Origin of the sequence: Comamonas odontotermitis (assembly GCF_014207855.1) — a bacterium.
GTDB classification, from domain to species: Bacteria; Pseudomonadota; Gammaproteobacteria; order Burkholderiales; family Burkholderiaceae_C; genus Comamonas; species Comamonas odontotermitis_A.
In genome coordinates this window covers 1-20385 of the sequence record NZ_JACHKZ010000044.1, presented here as the reverse complement: position 1 = coordinate 20385, position 20385 = coordinate 1, and the positions used below count along the sequence as shown (strand labels likewise).

Here is a 20385-nt window from a genome sequence, read left to right as displayed (position 1 = left end):
AGTTTGTGGTGCGGTACTTGCGCCGACCCCAGTTCGTCTCACTCATCATCCGAGCCTACTACCGCTGCGGCCCGGATTTGTGCAACAAAGCCATTCAAAAATAACAATAAAAAAGCAGGCTTATAGCCTGCGTTTTTACGTATACACTTGCCTGCCTTCAAATCAATAAGGCCGTATACCAAAGATTATTTGCGACACGTTAGTCTGCCATATATTGCTTGCGCAAGACACATTTGTCTCCGCTCGAAGGGCGTTCAACGGCAACGGCAATCAAATTGGGGCAATGTACGGCCATGCGGGTGTATATATATTTGCACAGATTTTCCAGTGTGGCTGGTCCCAGGTCAGGAACTTCGTCCAAGAATTGGTGATCCAGTTCGTTTTTTACCAGCTCGATCTTTTGGCGAATATATCCCAGGTCTTGCAGCATGCCAGAATCACCTGTTGGTGCTCCGAACAGCGTAATTTCGGCCTGATAGGTATGCCCATGTATACGCCGGCTGCCTGCCGCATCTATGGTGCGGTGCAGGGTGTGGGCAGCCTCAAAGAAAAATTTCTGACTCAGTTCGTACATTATCGAATTCCTATTACTTTATGAGTTTGCACGCTGAGATTCCAACGAGGATGCTGCAGGCAATAGTCAATCGCTGCAGACGTATTTTGAAGCTGGTCAGAATTGTCCATTGGCTGAAGATAAAAATTGTCGAACGCCAAATGGGTAAACGACGCAGGATCAACCCCTGGTTGAGGATAGACCAGTTTCAGCTCCTGGCCCGTAAGTACAGCAAGCTTCGAGTTGGCCTTGGGGCTTACGCATAACCAGTCGATACCATCCGGCGGAACGAGCGTGCCATTCGTCTCCATGGCGATAAAAAAGCCTCGTGCGTGCAACGCGGCGATCAAGACAGCGTCCACCTGCAGCAAAGGCTCTCCACCCGTGAGAACCACGAAGCGACGCTCCATATTCTCCGTGGGCCATTGCGCTTCAATGGCTGCGGCAAGGTCAAGGGCAGAGCGAAACTTTCCACCACCCTCCCCATCTGTTCCGACAAAATCCGTATCACAGAAGGTGCATACTGCAGTCGAACGGTCTTCCTCTCGGCCACTCCATAAATTACAACCAGCAAATCGGCAGAAAACTGCAGGGCGGCCTGCATTTGCCCCTTCACCTTGGAGTGTGTAAAAAATCTCCTTGACGCTGTAGCTCATCCCGTAACCTTATGCCGAAAATCTGTCTTTGTATATTTCATATGCGATATGCAAAGTACCTTCATTGCTTTCCGTAATACAGGTAAATCAGTACAAGTTGCATGATTGCCAATGATTCAATTCTCTTTGTTGAAGAACCCTGAAATAGGTCATCACTCGCATCTGCAGGAAATCAACAAAGCCTTCCATTTTCGCATGTTCAGGCAGGGCAAGTCCTGCAAGTCAAGCAAGAACCAGCCACACCTGGGTTTATTAGTCGTTGCTAGCGCCACTCCCGATACGTCCGGCCCTGCAAGAAGCACGAACGGGAGGCACTGTGAGCCAAGCCACTACCAAAGCCCGCCAAGGGTCGTGCTGCTGCCCCACCTAACGCGCATTGATCAGCAAGCCGCAGCTGGCTTACATGAGGGCCGTGATGAAAGCCCCGCAGATATCGCGCCATGTGCAGCAGCCGCTTGCAGACCTGGGGTATCTGGTTATCCCAGCCATAGACACCTTTGCACACCCGACCCGGGCATCACCACCTTTGATGGGCATGGATTGCTCGAAATGCGTGTGCGGCCAAATGGCCGCACACGCAAAACGAACGATCAGGCTGCTTTGTTCGCCTGGCCTGCCCTTGCGAACTGCCGGCGCATCACAATGCCAGAAACCAGCGACATCAACAGCACAAGCAAGCCCATGCCCCATTGACTCAAGCCTGGCACAGGCGTTGGCGTCGAGCTCTGTTGCACTGCCGTAGCCGCGCTTGCAGTGCACGGCGTGCAGTTGCCACCTGCTGGAGGCGTGATGGTCGCTACATTGGTGATCGCCTTGGGCGCTGTGAAACTCACCTTTGCAGTGACCGTGTAGACCACCGAGCCACCCACAGGAAGGCTTGTGATCGTGTCGCTGATGGCTCCGCTTCCAATGCCCGCGCAGACTGCGCCTGCGCTGGTTCTGCAGGTCCACAGCTGGCTGGCGATGCCCTCGGGGATCGGGTCACTGATCACCGTACCGTCTGCCGGCACGCTTCCGCCATTGATCACCGTCACCGTGTACTCGATCGTTCCACCTACGGCAACCGTCTGCAGGTCTGCCGTCTTGCTGATCTGCAGCTGTGGTGTGGAGCTGCCGGTGACAGATGCCGTGCATGGTGGTGCCATCACTGACGCAGCCTTCGCTTGCGCGGCCTTCATATCAACCCCGCACACGCCTCCCCCGGATGGGGTAACACTCGCCGTATTGGTGATGGTGGCCGGAGGCGCGCTGCTCACTGTGGCCGTCACGGTATAGGTGACAACAGCGCCCACAGGGAAGGTTGCAATGGTGTCGCTGACCGTCCCATTGCCGCTGGCGGTGCAGGTAGCACCACCGGTGGCAGAGCAAACCCAGCTTTGCGAAGCGATACCGACAGGCACCGCGTCGCTCACTGTCGTCCCATCGGCAGCTACCGAGCCGCTGTTGCGCACGGTGACGGTGTAGATGACGGTGCCACCGGGCACCAAGGCCGTGGTGTTGGCGCTCTTGGTGACCTCGATGATCGGGGCCGAGCCCAGGGTCACCGATGCCGTGCAAGGTGCCGCCGTGTTGGCCGGTGCACACACCCCTGCCCCGCCTGGCGTGCTGCTGGCGGTGTTGGTCACGGTCGCTGGAGGCGCATTGCTCACGCTCGCCGTGATGGTGTAGGTGGCCGTCGCCCCGGCCGGGAAGGCTGCCAGGGTGTCGGTGACCGCACCCGTGCCGCTGGCCGTGCAGCTGGCCCCGCCCGCTGCTGCGCAAGTCCAGCTCTGGGCCGTGATGCCCGCAGCTACTGGGTCGCTCACCGTGGTGCCGTTCGCTGCCACGGCGCTGGTGTTCCTCACGACCACCGTGTAGGTGACGGTGCCGCCGGGGATGAGCGTGCTGGTGCTCGCACTCTTGGTGATCTGCACCTGTGGCAGCGGCGTGCTGCTGGCCGTGGCCTGGCAAGGCGGCGCTGTGTTACCTGGCGCGCAGGTGCCCGCTGGCGGCGTGCTGCTGGCCGTATTGGTAATGGATGCCGGTGGCGTGCTGCTCACGGTCGCCGTGACGGTGTAGGTCACAAAGCTGCCGGGCGGGAAAGTACCCAGCGTGTCGCTGATCGCACCCGTGCCGCTGGCCGTGCAGGTCGCGCCCGCTTGCGCTGCGCAAGTCCAGCTCTGGCTGGTGATGCCAGCGGGGATGGGGTCGCTCACGGTGGTGCCGTCTGCGGCCACCGATCCGTTGTTGGTGACCGAGACGGTGTAGTGCACCACGCCGCCTGGGGCGATGGTGGGTGCATCCACGCTCTTGGCCACCGAGATTTGCGGATCGGGCGAGACAGCGGCCGAGGCGCTGCAAGGCGGGGCAGTGTTGCCCGGCGTGCACAGGGTGCCCGCAGCGGGGGTGGCAACCACCGTGTTGCCGATGGTCGCTGGCGGATTAGCGCTCACCTGGGCGGTGACGGTGTAGGTGGCGTAGCTGCCCGCAGGGAAGCTCACAAGGGTGTCGTTCACTGCACCCGTACCGCTGGCGGTGCAACTGGCGCCGCCACTGGCCGCGCAGGTCCAGCTCTGGCTGGCAATGCCTGCCGGGATGGGGTCGCTCACTGCCGTACTGTTGGCAGGCATGACACCGCTGTTGCTCACCACGATGGTGTAGACGATGGTGCCGCCAGCGACCACGGTGGTGGCATTGGCGCTCTTGACCACCGAGACCTGGGGCAGTGGCGGCACGCTGGCCGTGGCGCTGCAGGGGCCCGGTGTGTTGGTGGGGCCGCAGACGGTGCCGCTCTCGCTGGGCATGGCAACAGCCGTGTTGCTCACGTTGGTGGGCGGGGTGTTGCTGATGACAGCGGTGATGGTGTAGGTCACCTCGCCGCCAGAAGGCATGGTGGCGATGGTCTGGTTGATGCCTGCCGTGCCGCTTGCCTGCGGGCAGGCTGCGCCGCCGCTGGCCGCGCAGCTCCAGCTCTGGCTGGTGATGCCGCCAGCCACAGGGTCGGTGATGAGCACATCACTGGCTGCCGAGGATCCGTTGTTGCGTACCTTGACGATGTATTGCACGGTGCCACCGGGCACGAGAGCCGTGGTGTTGGCGATCTTGCTCACTTGGATGATGGGAGCCGAACTCAAGGTGACGGCTGCCGTGCAAGGTGCTGGCGTGTTGTCCGGTGCGCACACCCCTCCCCCGCCTGGTGTGCTGCTGGCGGTGTTGGTGACCGAGGCCGGTGGGGCATTGCTCACGTTGGCCGTGATGGTGTAGGTGGCGGTTGCCCCAGCTGGCAAGCTGGCAATGGTATCCGTGACGGCCCCGGTTCCACTGGCTGTGCAGGTGCCACCGCCCGATGTGACACAGGTCCAGCTCTGGGCGGTAATACCGGTGGCAACCGGATCGCTCACCGCAATACTGCTGACTGTTGCCGAACCACGGTTCTTGACGATGACGGTGTAATTGACGGTTCCGCCAGGTATCAGGGTGTTGACATCAGCCGTTTTGGTGAGGCTGATGACGGACGCAACCGCTGTTGTGGCCGTGCTTGTGTTGTTGCCATTGCTCGGATCGGTGATATTGGCAGGAAGTGCTACGGAGGCCGTGTTGGTGATCGGACCGCTATTGCTGCTGGAGACCGTTCCTGTCACCGTGATCGTTGCGGAGCTGTTGGCTGGCAGGCTGGCCATTGTGCCGCTGACGGTGTTGCCCGTAACCGTTACGCTGGCAGGGCATACCGCCCCGCCGGTAGGGCTACCGCAGGTAGCAGCTACGCCGGTGACCGAAGCCGGAACCGCGTCGTTGAAGGTGGTGCCGTTGGCGTCTGTGGGGCCTGCATTGCTGACCAATAGGGTGTATTGGATGGCGTCCCCAGCCAGTACGGTGGCCGGGCCGGTCTTGACCACAGAGATGTCGGCACTGGGCAGCAGCAAGGCATTGGGGGTGCTGGCTGTCGCATTGCCTTGGCTGGGCACATCAACGGCGCTGACGGTGTTGACGATGGTGCTTGCCGTCATGCTGGAGGCAAACATGACTGGCAAACTGTATGTAAGCGTGCCGTTGCCGCCCGACGGCAAGGTGGCACCGGCAACCGTGAACTGGTTCTGCCCTGCAGCGCCCGTGATGGCGCCGCAGCTGGCCGTGCCCGAAGCAAGGCAGGAAGGTGTGCCCGTCAAGGTAACCCCGGCAGGCAGCGTATCGAAAAGATTCACCTGGGTGGCATCGGCGGGCCCGGTATTCTGTGCGGTCACTATGTAGGAGGCTGTGGTGCCGGGCGTATACGTGGTTGGGCTGGGGGTTTTGAGCTTGGTCAAATTGAAAACCACACCCGATACCACGTTATCCGTGTCACTGGCGGTGTTGTTGGCCTGGTTGGCATCGCTCACTGAGCCGGGTTGCTCCACGGTTGCGGTGTTGGTGACGGTGGCGCCGCTGTAATTGATGGGTATTTGTGCTGTGACCGTATAGGTGACGGTGCTGCCCACATTGATATTGATGGTGTCGCTGATCGCCCCGGAGCCAGATGCAGCGCCGCACGATGCACCCGCAGTAGCCGTGCAGGTCCAGTTGCTGAAAGTCATGCCCGCTGGAGGAGTGTCTTGCACCAAGGCGCCTGCCACGTTGTGAGGGCCGGTATTACTGACCACGACCTGGTAGGTTGACGGGGCGCCGGTGCTGATGGTGGCCTGGTTGTCGGTCTTGGTGATGCCCAAGTCTGCGGAGCCGCTGACCGCCAGCGTAGCCACCGTGGCCTGTGAATTGCTGATGCCCTGCGCTGATGTGAGAGTGCCCGCCGCCAGTGTGTTGGTGAGATTGCCTGCAGCACTGGCAACCACGTTGAATTTGAGCGAACAGGTAGCCCCCGCGTTGATCTGCGCGCCGGACAAGGTGACAGTCGATGCGCCCGGCGTTGCCGCCAAGGTGAATGCGCCCCCGCATCCTGAGCCGGTAAACGATGCGGTGGCGGGGTTGGCCACCGTCATGCCCGCGGGCAAGGCATCGGTCAACGCGGCGCCTGTGAGGGTGATGTTGCTGGGATTGGTGTTGAAGAACTGGATATTGACCGTGCTGGGTGTCCCGACCGGCACATTGGCGGGCGAGAAGGTCTTGTTGATGGTGACGGTGGTGCCGATCACTCCAAAGCTTGCAGAGACTCCGCCACCGGTAGGACCTGAACCATTGAGGCGGAAGCCATTTGTAACACCCTGATCGGTGGTGAGCGATCTAGCCGCTATGGTATTGGTTATCGCACCAATCGGCGCTGTGGGCGAGACCTGTACGTTGAGGGTGACAGTGCAAGTGGTGTTTGGATTCAGGTTGACGCCGGAGAAATTGATCGTGCTTCCTCCTGCTGGGGCCGATATGGTTGCACCCGTGCAGGTGGTCGCCAGGGCCGGTGGCGTGGCCACTACCATGTTGGCCGGCAAGGTGTCGCTGCCGGTGATATTGGTAAGGGGAAACACCGGTGGCCCGGAAGTGAATGTCGCTCCGTTGTTAATGGTAATCGTCAACGTAGATACCGTCCCCGGAATGCCTTGATTCGGACTGAATGACTTGGCAATTGCCAATCGCGTGAAAATGGTGACGCTTGCACCAATTGCCGAGAGATTGCTGCCATTGGCAGTCACGATGCCGCCGACGGGAATGGTATTGGTCACCGATCCGGATGCAGATAGCGGCACATTGATCCGCACGGACAGCGTGCAGACGCCAGAGGTGGTACCGTCGGAGGCAGGGATTACCCCCCCGTTCATGGAGAACGTTGTGGCACCCGGTACCGCAGTAATGACGCCACCAGCACAAGTGGTAGTGGCTGCCGGGTTGGCGGCCACGGTGAAGCCTGCGCCCATGGTGGCCAGATTGTCTGTCAGGCTGGTGACAACGTCTGGCACCAATAAAGGATTGCGCAATGCGATGGCAACGGTTTGCACGCTGCCCGCTACATCATATGGTGTGCCTGTAAATGAATAGTTGGAAATGTTCTTGCTGGACCCGCACAGTGCCTGCGCGGCTACCGGTCTTACAGTCAGCGCAGCCGACGCCGCGTTGTAATTGACGCCACTGAAGTTGCCTGCGGGAATCGTGTTGGTCAGCACCACATTGGGTGATGTGCACAAGGTGCCCGTATTGACAGCGGTTACATCGACCTTGACCGTGCAGCTGTTAAAAGTGGTTGCAGTAGTCGCCACTGCGGGTAACGACGCTCCTGAAATCTGTACGCTACCGGTGCCGGGCAGCGCCGTGACCAAGCCGCCGCAGGTGTTGGCAATGTTGGGGACGACCGCTACCGTCATGCCGGCAGGCAAGTTATCGGTCAGGTTGATCGGCAATGCGCTGCCGATATTCATATAGTTAAAGGCCAGCGTCAAAGTGGATGTGGTGCCCGTGATGATTGGATTGGGGGCGAAAGACTTGCTGATAGACGACGCATTGCCCACCGCGACCCCGCCTGAAAAAGCGGCAGGGTTGGTGACCCCTTGCGTGTTGGTGATGTTGTTGGCTGCGACGCTGACGTTGACCGTTCCCCACAGGGGGGTACTGGTAGGCAGCAAGATGACATCGAAACGGATGGTGCAGCTGCCATTGGCAGGAATGGTGCCGCCCGTCAGCGTACCCGAGGTGGCCGAGAAGGTTAAGGTGCCTCCGCAGGTGGTGCTCAGGTTGTTGGGCGTTGCAAAACCAAGTTGCGCTGGCAATGTAAAGGTGGTGGCCGTGTTCGTTGTTGCAAATGTGTTGGGGTTGTTGAGCGTGGCGGTGAATGTATATGCCGGGCTGCCTACTTTCAGGTAGCCACCGCCCCCATTGGTATATTGCCCGGCCCAACTGCCCGTGAGCGATTGCTTCGGGATGACGGCCAGCGTGGCCGAGGTAGCCGCCCCATTGGAGCCTTGCGATGAGGTAAGCCCGCCCACCGGAATGGTGTTGGTGTAGTTGCCGGTGACGCTGGCCGTGACGGAGACGGTGACCGTGCAGGAACCACCACTGGCGCCAATGGTGCCGCCCAACAAGCCAAAGCTGGTACCACCCGGTGTGGCCGTGACCGTGCCGCCGCAGGTGGTGGCCGCATTGCTGGGCGAGGCGACGGTGAGGCCGCTGGGCAGGGTATCGGTAAAGGCTGCACCTGTTGCTGCGCTGGTGCCGGTATTGCCCAGGGTTACCGTGATTGTGGATGTACCAGTGGCATTCATGGTGCTGGGGGCGAATGCCTTGTTCACGGTAACGGCCGCCTGTGCAGCCGTAGCCATGAGCAGAAAGATCAGCAGCAGACCCGCCACCCAGGCACGATGGAGCGCCCTGCCCCAGCGATTTGCACCCAGCGCGCCGGAGCGCCCCTCCTCGGCTTGCTGCCAATGATCACCAGATGCGTGATTGCGTTTGATTTTGTTTATTACCATCTGGCCCCGAAGATAATATAAGAATGCGCTCATATTTCCCCCTGGATTGGAAATTGGCAGTCTCGGAGTTGAATGTCTCATATTTTTTATATGGCAAAAATATTCTATCTACTTAAAGCAGAGTGGGCGCAAAAAAGCCATCAAATTTCACCATAGATATGAAGAATAATTTTTATATCCGTGAAAATTCATTTCATTTTTATTAAATTTAATTGAATCAAGTTGGATTTAATCTAATTTCACTCAATTAAATTCAATTTATTAATATTTTCTCGATCAAATGATTTTCATTGGAACGGTATAAAAAACCCGCCAACACAACCCGATATCAATCTTTGCTCTTGAGGGCACCTGATACGCCAGGTGCCCTTTTGAATGCCAATTTTTGATTTACAAGGCTGTGTTAGCGGCTCCGATTGCGTCAGCTACGCTTGATTCGTGCAAAGGCAAGGCCCATCAAGCCCAGCCCTGCCAACAGCAGCATGGCAAGCGAGTTGGCTGGTACGGGCGCAGGCTCACGTGGAGCGGCGCTTGTTACCGTTGCACTGGCTTCGCACCTTGCAGCCGCCGGGGTCGAGACGCAGGCTGCATCGCCAGAGGTCACCTTGGCCGTATTGGTGATAGCTGCCGTGGTCGTTTTGGTGACGACCAGTGTCACCACAGGCTCGTTAGCGGCCCCTGCGGGCACGCCAGCTGCTTTTACGCAAGTGATATCAAACGGACCGGTACCCGTGGTTGGCGAGCAGACCCAGCCATTGCCAGGTACGGCACTGGTGACTTGCTCACCTGCAGGCACGCTGATAACGATCTTGGTGTCCGGGTCGCTATTGATCGGGCCGCCATTGCCGACGTTAACGGCGTAGGTCACCGACGAACCGGGTACCACCACCGTCTTGTCTGGCGTAATGCTGACCGTCAATGAAGGTGCATTCAACTGGTTATTGATCGTGCCACTTGAACCGGTTGCAATGGGGCCTGCAGGCGGCGTGGTCGTTTCAGGGGCCCAGGTGTAGCTGGTGGGTGCTGTTGGCTTGCTGCCTTCAGTCAGCGTCGTGCAATTGGCGCCTTCGGGAACATCGACCGTGGCGGAACCCGTAGTCGCCGTACCGGTGAGGGTCACCGAGCCGGTATAGGTACCCGTGTCGCATACCAGTGTGAACGGATAGCTGCCAGGTGCACCGGCCGCAGGAGCCCCTGCCACATTCACGGTAATGGTGACCGGAATCTGGCCGCGCGTGAGCGGATTGGTGATGGAGGCAGTTGCACCGGGGGCAATGGGTCCCACAGGTGGGGTTGCGGTTTCAGGCCCCCAGGTGTAGTTGGTGGGCGCCGTTGGCTTGCTGTTTTCAGTCAGCGTGGTGCAATTGGCTCCCTCAGGCACATTGACGGTCCCCGTGCCGGTGGTGCTGGTCCCTGTGAGGGTCACCGAGCCGGTATAGGAAGTTCCGTCGCACACCAGTGTGAACGGATAGCTGCCAGGCGCGCCAGTCGCAGGCGCTCCGGTCACAGTCACGGTCACTGGAACAGAGATCTGGTTGCGGTTCAGCGGATCGCTGATCGTTGCCGTTGACGTAGGCGTGATGGGGCCGGGCGTGAGCGTTGTGGTTTCTGTGCCCCAGCTGTAATTGTTGGGCGCCGTGGGCTCGGTGGTGGTGAGCGATGTGCAATTGGCGCCTTCCGGTACGTTGACCGAGCCGGAGGCCGTGGTTCCGTTTGCAGGCACGGTCAAGGTGCCGGTGTAGGTGCCGGTGTCGCACACCAACGTGAAGTTGTAACTACCCGGCGCCCCAGTCGCGGGCGCTCCGGTCACATTCAGCGTGATGGGAAGCGCAACCTGGTTGCGGTTCAGCGGATCGCTGATGGTTGCCGTTGACGTGGGCGTGATGGGACCGGGCGTGAGCGTTGTGGTTTCTGTACCCCAGTTGTAATTGTTGGGCGCCGTGGGCTCGGTGGTGGTGAGCGATGTGCAATTGGCGCCTTCCGGTACGTTGACCGAGCCGGAGGCTGTGGTTCCGTTTGCAGGCACTGTCAAGGTGCCAGTGTAGGTGCCGGTGTCACACACCAACGTGAAGTTGTAGCTGCCGGGTGCCCCAGTCGCGGGCGCTCCGGTCACATTCAGCGTGATGGGAAGCGCAACCTGGTTGCGGTTCAGCGGATCGCTGATGGTTGCCGTTGACGTAGGCGTGATGGGGCCGGGCGTGAGCGTTGTGGTTTCTGTGCCCCAGCTGTAATTGTTGGGCGCTGTGGGCTCGGTGGTGGTGAGCGATGTGCAATTGGCGCCTTCCGGTACGTTGACCGAGCCGGAGGCCGTGGTTCCGTTCGCAGGCACGGTCAAGGTGCCGGTGTAGGTGCCGGTGTCACACACCAACGTGAAGTTGTAGCTGCCGGGTGCCCCAGTGGCAGGCGCTCCGGTCACATTCAGCGTGATGGGAAGCGCAACCTGGTTTCGGTCCAGCGGATCGCTGATCGTTGCCGTTGACGTAGGCGTGATGGGGCCGGGCGTGAGCGTTGTGGTTTCTGTACCCCAGCTGTAATTGTTGGGCGCCGTGGGCTCGGTGGTGGTGAGCGATGTGCAATTGGCGCCTTCCGGTACGTTGACCGAGCCAGAGGCCGTGGTTCCGTTTGCAGGCACGGTCAAGGTGCCGGTGTAGGTGCCGGTGTCGCACACCAACGTGAAGTTGTAACTACCCGGCGCCCCAGTCGCGGGCGCTCCGGTCACATTCAGCGTGATGGGAAGCGCAACCTGGTTTCGGTTCAGCGGATCGCTGATGGTTGCCGTTGACGTGGGCGTGATGGGGCCAGGCGTGAGCGTTGTGGTTTCTGTGCCCCAGCTGTAATTGTTGGGCGCCGTGGGCTCGGTGGTGGTGAGCGATGTGCAATTGGCGCCTTCCGGTACGTTGACCGAGCCGGAGGCCGTGGTTCCGTTTGCAGGTACCGTCAACGTGCCAGTGTAGGTGCCGGTGTCGCAAACCAATGTGAAGTTGTAATCGCCGGGCGCTCCAGTGGCAGGCGCTCCAGTCACATTCACTGTAATAGGAAGAGAGACCTGGTTGCGAACCAATGGGTTGGTAATGCTCGCCTGTGAGGTCGTCGATGCCACGATGATTGCTGGCGGCAATACGTAGGTGGGTGCCTGCCAAGAATACAGCGCGGGTGCGGCTGGGCGCGACGCCAGGTCTTCAGTGATCTGGCAGTTGGTTGAACCGGCCCGAATATTGACAGACGTTTGTGCAGTCGATGTATTTGCAGGTACGGTGATGCTGCTGCTGTACGTGAGAGCAGGATTTGTACAGGTCACATCAAAATTGAACGTTGTCGGCGCGTTGTACTGTGGACCTGATATCGCCTTGGTCACATCCACTGTTCCACAGGGTACGACCAGGTCCGCCGATGCAGACTGGGGAGTTGAGGCTTCATACGGGGAATTTGGATCGAATGCGAATGAAGCTGTATTTGTGAGGGTTTGCCCACAGGTCAGGCTCGCATCCAAAGTGCCATTCACCGTATAAACCACCGTGGAGCCAGAGGGAAAGATCGCATTCAATTGCTGAATGCCGCCAGTGCCCGATGCATTGGAACACCCTGCGCCCGAGCAAGTCCACGTTGCGCTGCTGATGCCTGCAGGCAGCGGGTCGCTGAATGTCATCTGCGCCGCAGGAATTGGATATGTGCTGTTATTTCTATAGGTAACCTGGTAAATGGCATTGGAGCCCGTTACCGATTGCACGATTTTTGTTACGTCCACCGCTGAAGCAATGGAAAACACCGCGTTGCGAACTTCGTGGTTATTGGTAAAAGCCCCTGTCGAGGAACCAAAACCAAGCCGCAAACTCGCTGGCGCAATATAGGGAAAATCAACACCATTCAACGCGGTGGTTGTTACCCCTGCCCGGGTCATCTTCAGGGTAACGGTATAACCGGTGCCCACCGTTTTTGGCTGGAGCACCATTTGCACCGTTGTGGGCTCAGGCCTGTTAAGAACCGCCGACGTATCAATACCGCCAGCGTATTGCATGCCACCAATATAGGGATAATTGCTTGATTGGGGCCCCCGAAGCACTATGTTGTCTGTGTAAGATGCTGGTGGGCCACCACTGAAATTACAAGAACCATCGGAGGCTGCACCTGCGCCCGGTGTTGGATCGGGACCAGAGAAATTACCCCACTCGTCAAGGCCAATACCCAGAAAAGCGCCGGAGCCGCCGCAATACCCCAAGCTACCACCGTCAAATGCGCCCCCCATGTTTCCTGGCGTGGCATTGGCGTCGTACAGGAACACGCTAAGACCATCAGCCCCCAGGATGCCGCCCCAAGAGACATATTCAAACTCAAGGAGAATAGGATCCGTAGGCGCAAAATTGCCCCCCCCAGAGGACAGCAGTGCACTGCCTGTCTGACTGGTCGCGGCATTGTTCAAGCGCAGCCAGCCGGAGCCTACAGGATCGACCCCGGTTGCAGCCGTCAGACTTGTTTGGGGCCCAAGCGTCCAGTTGGGCGCCGTGGTACCTGTAAAGGGTTCACGTATCGCAGAATGACCAGGCAATGCAGCTGCCGCCAGAAACAGACCGCATAGCAGCCGATTTGCATTTCTTAATATATTTATCATATGAAATTACCCTTCATATATAGATAATTGCCACCTTCATCTATCAAGCACATCCAGGTTAGGGATCATTCTTATAAATTAATAAGTTCATTTACCCCCTTTTAAATATGCTTTATTTGCAAAAAGCAATTAAATTAATGAACTATCTAGCAAGCGAAAATTGATATAATTAATCAATTTTTAGGAATTTTTTTCAAGATGCCATCCGATTTATTTTTGTAATTAGAAAAAGCGCGTCAAAACAGGTTTTTCGCATGCATCCAAATAAGTTTCAATGAGCGATGTGGGGGCGCTATTTCTTACCTCTACCTCGTTAGCCCCCGTTATCATCCAGCAGACATGCTGTGGCCATTTTTTTCCGAAGGCCTGAATCATCACGGAAGTGAGGCGCTGGCGATTGAAAACCACATGGTTCCAATGAATGGCATTGATACCTGTATCTCTTTGAATGGCCTTGTACCTGCCATAATTTTTTGGATACAGCAGTATGACGAGTATCGAAAATCGCTCTTCAATCGATGCGGCCGAAGATATTTCTGCCAATATCTTTATACGCCTCTGCTCCTTGGAGTGGTTGCACAAGTCGGAAAATAGTTCGTTTCTGGAAGCTGTAAGCATTTTTGAAAATTCCCCCACCCTGAGATCTGTTGATGTATTCAAATTTTGGTTTTCAATAAATTTTTAAAAAGGCTTGCACTTCTCTTCATACTTGAAGAGATAATTTTTTATTCTTCGGATTTAGTTGCGCGTGTACCAATTGCGTCTGCAATAACGCCTTCAATGGGCAAGAGCCACATTCAACAAAACAAGACTTGCCACCAATAGCGGTGGCATTCATGCCAAAAGCACAGGCAAAGACCCTGTTGGTATCAGTGGCGGTCGGGAAGGCATTCAAAACCGGGCTCCCGTTGGCGCGGCTGGATACAGCCAGCAACGCGGCGGCAGGTAAGTCATAGCCCACACGGGTGGAAGGCGTCACAGGCCCTGCGGTCTGCCCTTCAAAGGGGTTGCGTGTTGTTTGATGGTGACAGGAAACAGCAACTGGGCCGGTACTGGTTGTTAATAGATATGAGTTATTACCAGAACGATGACCGATCCCACGAGGAAGTGCGGTGCTGGATGGCGGAGCCGTTGACTTGGACAGATTCGGTAGGGCACCACCCCAGGAGTGAGGTGCTATGGTCAGTGCGCGGCTCTGGCATACAGCAGCAGTGCCATTGCCTCCAGAGTTGACACTATTAGTAACGGATGATGGGGCTACCAGAGTCTGGCAGCTCGCATTGGAAGGGATGTGAACTTCTGGTATTAGCGGGGCACGGTGGCCATTCGTAGTGACGTGGAGCGCAGGCAAGAGGATGGTGTCTGCCGCTGGTGCTGTTGCATTGGCGCTACTGGCGTAGCCATGGCTCGCGGCACTCGCACCAGTCTGAACAGAATCAGCCCGGCTATGGGTAACCTGGTGCTTGATCAGCATTGAATGCGCCGGCAGAACGTCTTTAAAGGGAGATGCATTCACCATGGCCTTTAATTCGGCCAGGACGTTGCTGACACCCACCTTCCTATCAAATGGCTTTGGATGATGGCCAGCGAAGCTGGTATTGGTAGCCAGTATGGGTGTTTTTTGAGCATGAGCCAGCTGGGCTCCTGCCAATAAAAGCATGCCGAACAGCATGAATCTCAGTGACTTTGATAATCTACCCATAGCAATACTCTCGAATTGAATCGTCGGTTAATAGTCGGCATCTAAAATTGCTTTGGTTTACAGGTATGAATACTGCTATACATCTGCAGTTTTTGTCACAGGATAAATTTCTAGAAAATTTAGTTTTTCTGATTTTTCTGCGATATTTATATTTAAGAAATCTATCGTTTAAACTTTCACCAAAGAATTTGCAAATTCATATTCCAAAAAAGATTTACTTTTCTTCTAAGGAGGAAGAAAAGGCTGCTGATTTCTATGTTTAATAATTCAGATTGGAGATGAACTATCAATTGCAAAATTCTGTTTGAAAATTCTTAAAAACAACGATCAGAGACCGGGGGTTGACGCAAGTCACAAGCAATAGATGACAAAGTTAACTTTTATCTTTTTGACCAGTTAGGCTATTGAAATCTAATTTTTCTCGAAAAATACTTATTCTTTAAAAACAATAGATTTTCAACCCTATTGCATAAGCAATAAATATCAATTAATAGAATATTCATTGCTTTTTGAAATATGCCACCGGGCATATGCTCGCCCACCAGCACCAGGGGCATGCTGCAGCCGGCGAAGCACCGCCGTCCCCCTCTGATTCGCCGTTGCTTTGCTGGGGGCGCCTAACTCGGAGCGCCTGGCCCTAGCCGGGTCGTCAAGGTCTTGCCGTATGGCTGTATGGCTGTATGGCCTGCGCGGCCCGGCCTTGCGCGGCGGCGGGCCGACGCCCTCATCTCAGCCGCCGCAAAGAGCCTGCAACGGCCCTGCAGTGGCGTTTGCTGGCACAGGCCATGCCTGTGGCTCCAGCGGTTTGTAGGGAAATGAATGAGGGAAAACTTCAAGGCATGGTGACTCGCCTTGGCAGGCAATCACGCAGATGGGGTTTGACAAGGGGCCTGTACATGCCGTTTGCGGCCTTCGTGGCCTTTGCGGCGGTATTGCCATAAGGCCTAAAGCTGCGCAGCGGCTGCATGGATACCTGCCGTGATGAATGCAGTGGCGGCAAGGCACTGCCCTCGGTTGCAAGCTGTCATTGATAGATGCCTTGCCGGTTTTTTAGGGGCAAACCAGCCAGGCTGTGGTGCTGTGCCATAGGTGCAGTGTGCACGACGCCTTGGGCCTCTTGGCTTGGATACAAGGCCTGGCTGGGTGTCGCTGAGGTGGGGACAACGGCCTTGTCGCACATTCGCTCTGCAGGGCCCTGCCCCTGCGCCCTTGTGCGCCTTATGTTCCCCTACGCGGCCTGCTGCATCCTCTCTGCAGTTGGCACCTTTGATTTCTGTGTTGTGTTCGCTTTTGAGGCAAGCACTCGGAGAACCCATGGTGGCCATGGCAGCGCTTTTTCATACCCCGCGCCGCGCCCGCGCGCCCAGCACAGCAGGCGTTTGGGAATGCCGAACTCGGATCTTGCAGCTCAGGCTAGCTGGCTTTGCCGCGAGCGGGATCCGATACTGGCAGAGACGCTGGTGTGCCATGGCTGTCTTCCAGCGATTTCATCAGGTCTTCAGCCATGCTTTCGAGAACCTTGAGGTCATCGGCGCTCATTTCGCGCGGAACGCGGTCCAGTATGCACAGGGCGCCCAGCACGGCGCCGCGCCTGTAACGCAGGGGCGCTGCGGCATAAAAGCGCACACCCAGGCTGTCTACATGCGGATTGCGGGCAAAGCGCGGGTTGCGCTGCGTGTCTTCGATCACCAGGGGGGCGCCGTCGGCGATCACAAAGGAGGCCAGTGCGTCGGCCCGCGCCATTCCAGATTGCGCGAGCTGGTTGTCTGCGCTGTCAAAAACGGCTCCGGGCATGTAGACCCAGTCTTTGTCGACCCAGGCAACATAGGCCCACGGCACCTGAAAGGCGTTGCAGGCCTGTATGGCGGCCTCGCGGTAGTGCTCCAGGTGCGCAGCGTGGAGCACGCCGCTTTTGCTGAGCGCTTTGAGGCGCTTGGCTTCGTCCGCCGGGATTTCGGGTTTGACGGCTTGCTGCACCAGCTGTTCATTGCCCGACTCCACCTGGATTCGGAGCGCGAGCTCATCAATGGTGCGCACGCCGTAGTCGGCCTGGATGGAGCGGATGGCCTCCGGGTCCAAGACCTGGGTTTCGGTGTTCCACAGCGCCACCACGATGCCCAGCTCAGGCCAGCGTTGGCGGATGCGTTTGCACAGCTGGCGAAGCTTGGTTTGCGGATGCGGGTGAAAGCTGCAGATGCACACTGCGCGAAGCCCGGCCCAGGCATTCAGGTCGGTGTCGCGGGGGAAGACGGGCAAGGCTTCCGCGTCGTGGGCGGCTGGCAGACCGTACAGTTGCAGGGCATGGGCAGCCATGGCTGCGGCCTGCACATCGATGTCCCAGCGCAGGCCCACGCACAGGATCAATGGTGCGGCGTCTGCCTGCTGGCCTGCCTTGCCCTCTTCTGTCCCAGGCGCGCCTGTCTGCATGGGCTTGGCGGGCGGGTAGTGATCGCGCAGCTCTTCGACCAGTTCTGCCGTGCCAACGGACAGACGCAGGCGGTGTTCTGCCGTTGATTGGTTGACGTAGTTGTGCGCCGCAAGCTTGAGCGCCGGAATGGCAACGCCATCGTAGAAGCGCGTCAAGGCGCGGGCGGTGTCCTGCTGGGTGGGCTTGGCGGGCAGTTCTTCGTCGATACGGCGGGTTGCCACATCCACGGCTTCGTCCACATTTCCGCCCAGCAGGCGCTGGAACAGCTTTTGCGGCGGATCGAACACCGATTCGCTGCCCAAGAGTATTTCAAAGAACCCCAGTGCCGGTATATAGCGCCCGAGCACGAGCAGGCATACGGTCAGGGGCGTGGACAGGATCAGGCCCACCGGCCCCCACAGCGCAGTCCAGAACGTGGCCGCCAGGATGATGGAGAGCGTGGACAGACCTGTGCTGGAGCCATACAGCCACGGCTCGATGATGTTGTTGCTGATGAGCTCCAGCACAAGGATGAGGGCCAACGTCCACAGGAACAGATCCCAGCCCGGATCGACGGCGAATGCCAGCGTGAGGGGGAATACCGCCGAGATCATGGGGCCAATGTAGGGCACAAAGCGCATGACGGCTGCGAGCGCTCCCCACAAGGCCGCACCGGGCACCCCGATGACCCACAGGCCCAGCCACATGGGGATGCCGTAACTCAGGTTGACAAAAAGCTGCATGCGCAGGTACTGGCCGATGCGGGTGGCCGCCTCGCCCAGCGCATCGGTTGCCATGTGCATGTTGCGCCCCATGAGGCGCAGCAGCCTATCCTGCAGATCGCTGCGATCGAGCAGGATCAGGATGACAAACAGAAAGACGATGCCCGCAGTGGCAATGGGCTCTCCGACCTTGGCGAAGACGTCCATGGCCTTCTGAAGGGGTTTGGCGGCGGGCTCCTGGATTTCCACCTTCTGGGCACGCGCGGGCTTGGGCTTGCCCGATTCGGGCAGAGCGATTTCGGTTTCGACGGTGTTGAAGACCTTGAAGGCGCCATCGAACACGCTGGGGCCCTTAAAGTAGTCTTTGAGGTTGCGCAGCTTCTGCCGGATGGTGTTCTGGTAAGTGGGAAGCTCCGCGCTCAGCACCGTTGCCTGGCTGCCCACATACAACGCCCCTGCGCCTACCCCCCCAACGGCCACCATTACCACCAGAACCACCGACAGCAGTCGGGGCAGGCCCCAGCGCTTGAGGCGGCTGACCGCGGGGTCGAGTAGAAAGCCAAGCAGTGCAGCCAGTGCCAGCGGCAGCAGTACGTTGCGGCCCACATAGAGGCCAAAGATGACCACCATGGCAATCACCAGCCCCACCATCAGTCGCAAGCCGGGCAGGATGGAGAGCAGCGGCGCCAGGGCGTCGTTGTTCAATGCGGATGGATGCTGCTGCAGCCCTTTGGCCGGAGCGCCCTCTTTTGGCGCAACATGGGGCGCGAAGCCGCCCGCACCGGGCTGGGGGTCATGGTCTTGCAATGGCGAGCGAAGGGTACGGCGGAAGGGCTGCATGGTCAGGCGGATGGAGGCTTGGGCATTTTGCCGCCATTACAACGGCTTTTTGGCGCGAGGCCTGTCATCCGCTTGCTGATCTTGTGTGAACGCCGCTCAGAACCGCTTACACCACCCTTGATACGCCGTTGCATCGTTGGGGGCGCCTAGCCGGGGGCGCCTAGCCGGGGGCGCCTAGCCGGGGGCGCCTAGCTGGGTGAGCCCAGCCGGGAGCGCGTAGCCTTGTCGTATGTTTGTACTGCCTGCGGCTTCGCCCAGCGCGGCCCGGCCTGGCGCGGCCCGGCGCCTCCTATCAACCGCAAATCTACGATTTGCTGGGTTGCGTTAACGGCGCCTATTGCAGTATCTGGTTTGCTATAAAAAAAGATCAGCGTTTTGCACCCGCTGCATGTGCGCAATGCTTATAAAAAACGCTTATATCGCATGGTGTGCGACCCCAAAGGGCCGCTCCAACAGGTGTTGGCAGATGTTGCGATTCGTCGCAGCTAGATCAACCCGCGCACCATGGCGCTTTGCACCGCCTGGGCGCGCGAGCGTACCTGGAGCTTGCGGTAGGTGTTGCGGATGTGGGTGTTGACCGTCATGTGGCTGATCTGCAGGTGTGCTGCAATCTGAGCGCTGGTATTGCCATTGGCCACCATGCGAAGCACTTCCCGTTCGCGGGAAGAGAGTTGCTCTGCCGACACCCGGGGCACGGTCACGATGCTCAGATCAGCGTCGGGCGCGGGTTCTGCCCGGCGCAGGAGGCGCTTGACCAGATGCGGTGTGATGGCTGCCCCTCCATTGGCCACCTGCAGAATGGACTGTGCATAGTTGCCAAACCAGGAGTGTTTGAGCAGATACCCCGACGCCCCCAGATCAAACGCCTGGCGAACAAGTTGCTCCTGATCGGCCGCGGTACATACGATGGCGTGGCTGCCCGGCTTTTGGGCCGTTGCCAGTTCCAGCAACTGGTCGCCGGAGCGATCGGTCAGATTCAGATCGATGATGAGCACATCGAAATCGGCAGAACGCACCAGGCGCTTGCCATCCTTGAAGTTGAGCGCGCGGCCAACCACCTGGATGCGCTCGTCCAGTGCCAATTCCTGCAGCAGGACGTTGACAAAGTGGATATCGTCGTCGATCACGATGGTGCGGACTGGCTTGTCGCGCTGCCCCACCAGAAAGGATGGCCACATGGATGGCGGATTGCTGAACATTTCAAATCCGTTGTCCGTGTAGTCATCATGCGGCGTTAAAACCTCTGCGCCCTCCAGTGGCTCCGGGTATATCTGGGTCATCGTTTTGCTCCTCTCTCCTGCTTGCCAGGCAGCCTCGTGGCCAGACCGCGGGAAACAGTCGCACGCCTTCAAAAGGCGTTCTGCGAGCAAGTGGAGAGAGCGGGATTCATGTATTGCAGTACTTACACTTGAATACTATCAATATTCAAAGTCAATCTCAATTGGCTTTGTTGCATAAATCGGTTTGAGACTGAGTCTCCCCAAACCCCAGACGTAGTTATGCCACGGCCACCGTTTGGGGCGTGCCCAGCTCGG

The 20385-nt window shown here is 58.1% G+C and carries 8 protein-coding genes; all 8 read right to left on the bottom strand.

The window, feature by feature from the left end; translation table 11 throughout:
• Positions 1-199: 199 nt before the first annotated feature.
• Entirely contained in the window at positions 200-574 is a 375-nt protein-coding gene (locus HNP33_RS19865) for a 6-carboxytetrahydropterin synthase (protein WP_184711591.1), read from the bottom strand.
• The gene (gene queE, locus HNP33_RS19860) at positions 574-1209 is read right to left on the bottom strand and encodes a 7-carboxy-7-deazaguanine synthase (RefSeq protein ID WP_184711592.1); all 636 of its coding nucleotides are present in this window, start codon (positions 1207-1209) and stop codon (positions 574-576) included. Before queE ends, HNP33_RS19865 begins: the two co-directional genes overlap by 1 nt.
• Positions 1210-1799: 590 nt before the next feature.
• Positions 1800-8423: an IPTL-CTERM sorting domain-containing protein gene (locus HNP33_RS19855; protein WP_184711593.1), complete on the bottom strand. Its 6624-nt coding sequence runs from the start codon at positions 8421-8423 to the stop codon at positions 1800-1802.
• 571 nt (positions 8424-8994) lie between these two features.
• On the bottom strand, positions 8995-12219 hold the full coding sequence (locus HNP33_RS19850; protein WP_233464626.1) for a beta strand repeat-containing protein: 3225 nt from the start codon (positions 12217-12219) through the stop codon (positions 8995-8997).
• A gap of 1182 nt (positions 12220-13401) precedes the next feature.
• Positions 13402-13839, bottom strand: a complete 438-nt coding sequence (locus HNP33_RS19845; RefSeq protein ID WP_184711595.1) for a hypothetical protein — start codon at positions 13837-13839, stop codon at positions 13402-13404.
• 43 nt (positions 13840-13882) lie between these two features.
• Positions 13883-14851: a hypothetical protein gene (locus tag HNP33_RS19840; RefSeq protein WP_184711596.1), complete on the bottom strand. Its 969-nt coding sequence runs from the start codon at positions 14849-14851 to the stop codon at positions 13883-13885.
• A gap of 1443 nt (positions 14852-16294) precedes the next feature.
• The gene (locus HNP33_RS19835; protein ID WP_233464625.1) at positions 16295-18850 is read right to left on the bottom strand and encodes an AI-2E family transporter; all 2556 of its coding nucleotides are present in this window, start codon (positions 18848-18850) and stop codon (positions 16295-16297) included.
• Positions 18851-19335: 485 nt separating this feature from the next.
• Entirely contained in the window at positions 19336-20130 is a 795-nt protein-coding gene (locus tag HNP33_RS19830; RefSeq protein ID WP_233464624.1) for a LuxR C-terminal-related transcriptional regulator, read from the bottom strand.
• Between the last annotated feature and the right edge of the window lie 255 nt (positions 20131-20385).

Excerpts from the sequence above, each read along its gene's own strand:
- HNP33_RS19865 (WP_184711591.1), bottom strand. The coding sequence starts at position 574 with ATGTACGAACTGAGTCAGAAATTTTTCTTTGAGGCTGCCCACACCCTG.
- queE (WP_184711592.1), bottom strand. The coding sequence starts at position 1,209 with ATGAGCTACAGCGTCAAGGAGATTTTTTACACACTCCAAGGTGAAGGG.
- HNP33_RS19855 (WP_184711593.1), bottom strand. The coding sequence starts at position 8,423 with ATGGCTACGGCTGCACAGGCGGCCGTTACCGTGAACAAGGCATTCGCC.
- HNP33_RS19850 (WP_233464626.1), bottom strand. The coding sequence starts at position 12,219 with ATGACATTCAGCGACCCGCTGCCTGCAGGCATCAGCAGCGCAACGTGG.
- HNP33_RS19840 (WP_184711596.1), bottom strand. The coding sequence starts at position 14,851 with ATGCTGTTCGGCATGCTTTTATTGGCAGGAGCCCAGCTGGCTCATGCT.
- HNP33_RS19835 (WP_233464625.1), bottom strand. The coding sequence starts at position 18,850 with ATGCAGCCCTTCCGCCGTACCCTTCGCTCGCCATTGCAAGACCATGAC.
- HNP33_RS19830 (WP_233464624.1), bottom strand. The coding sequence starts at position 20,130 with ATGACCCAGATATACCCGGAGCCACTGGAGGGCGCAGAGGTTTTAACG.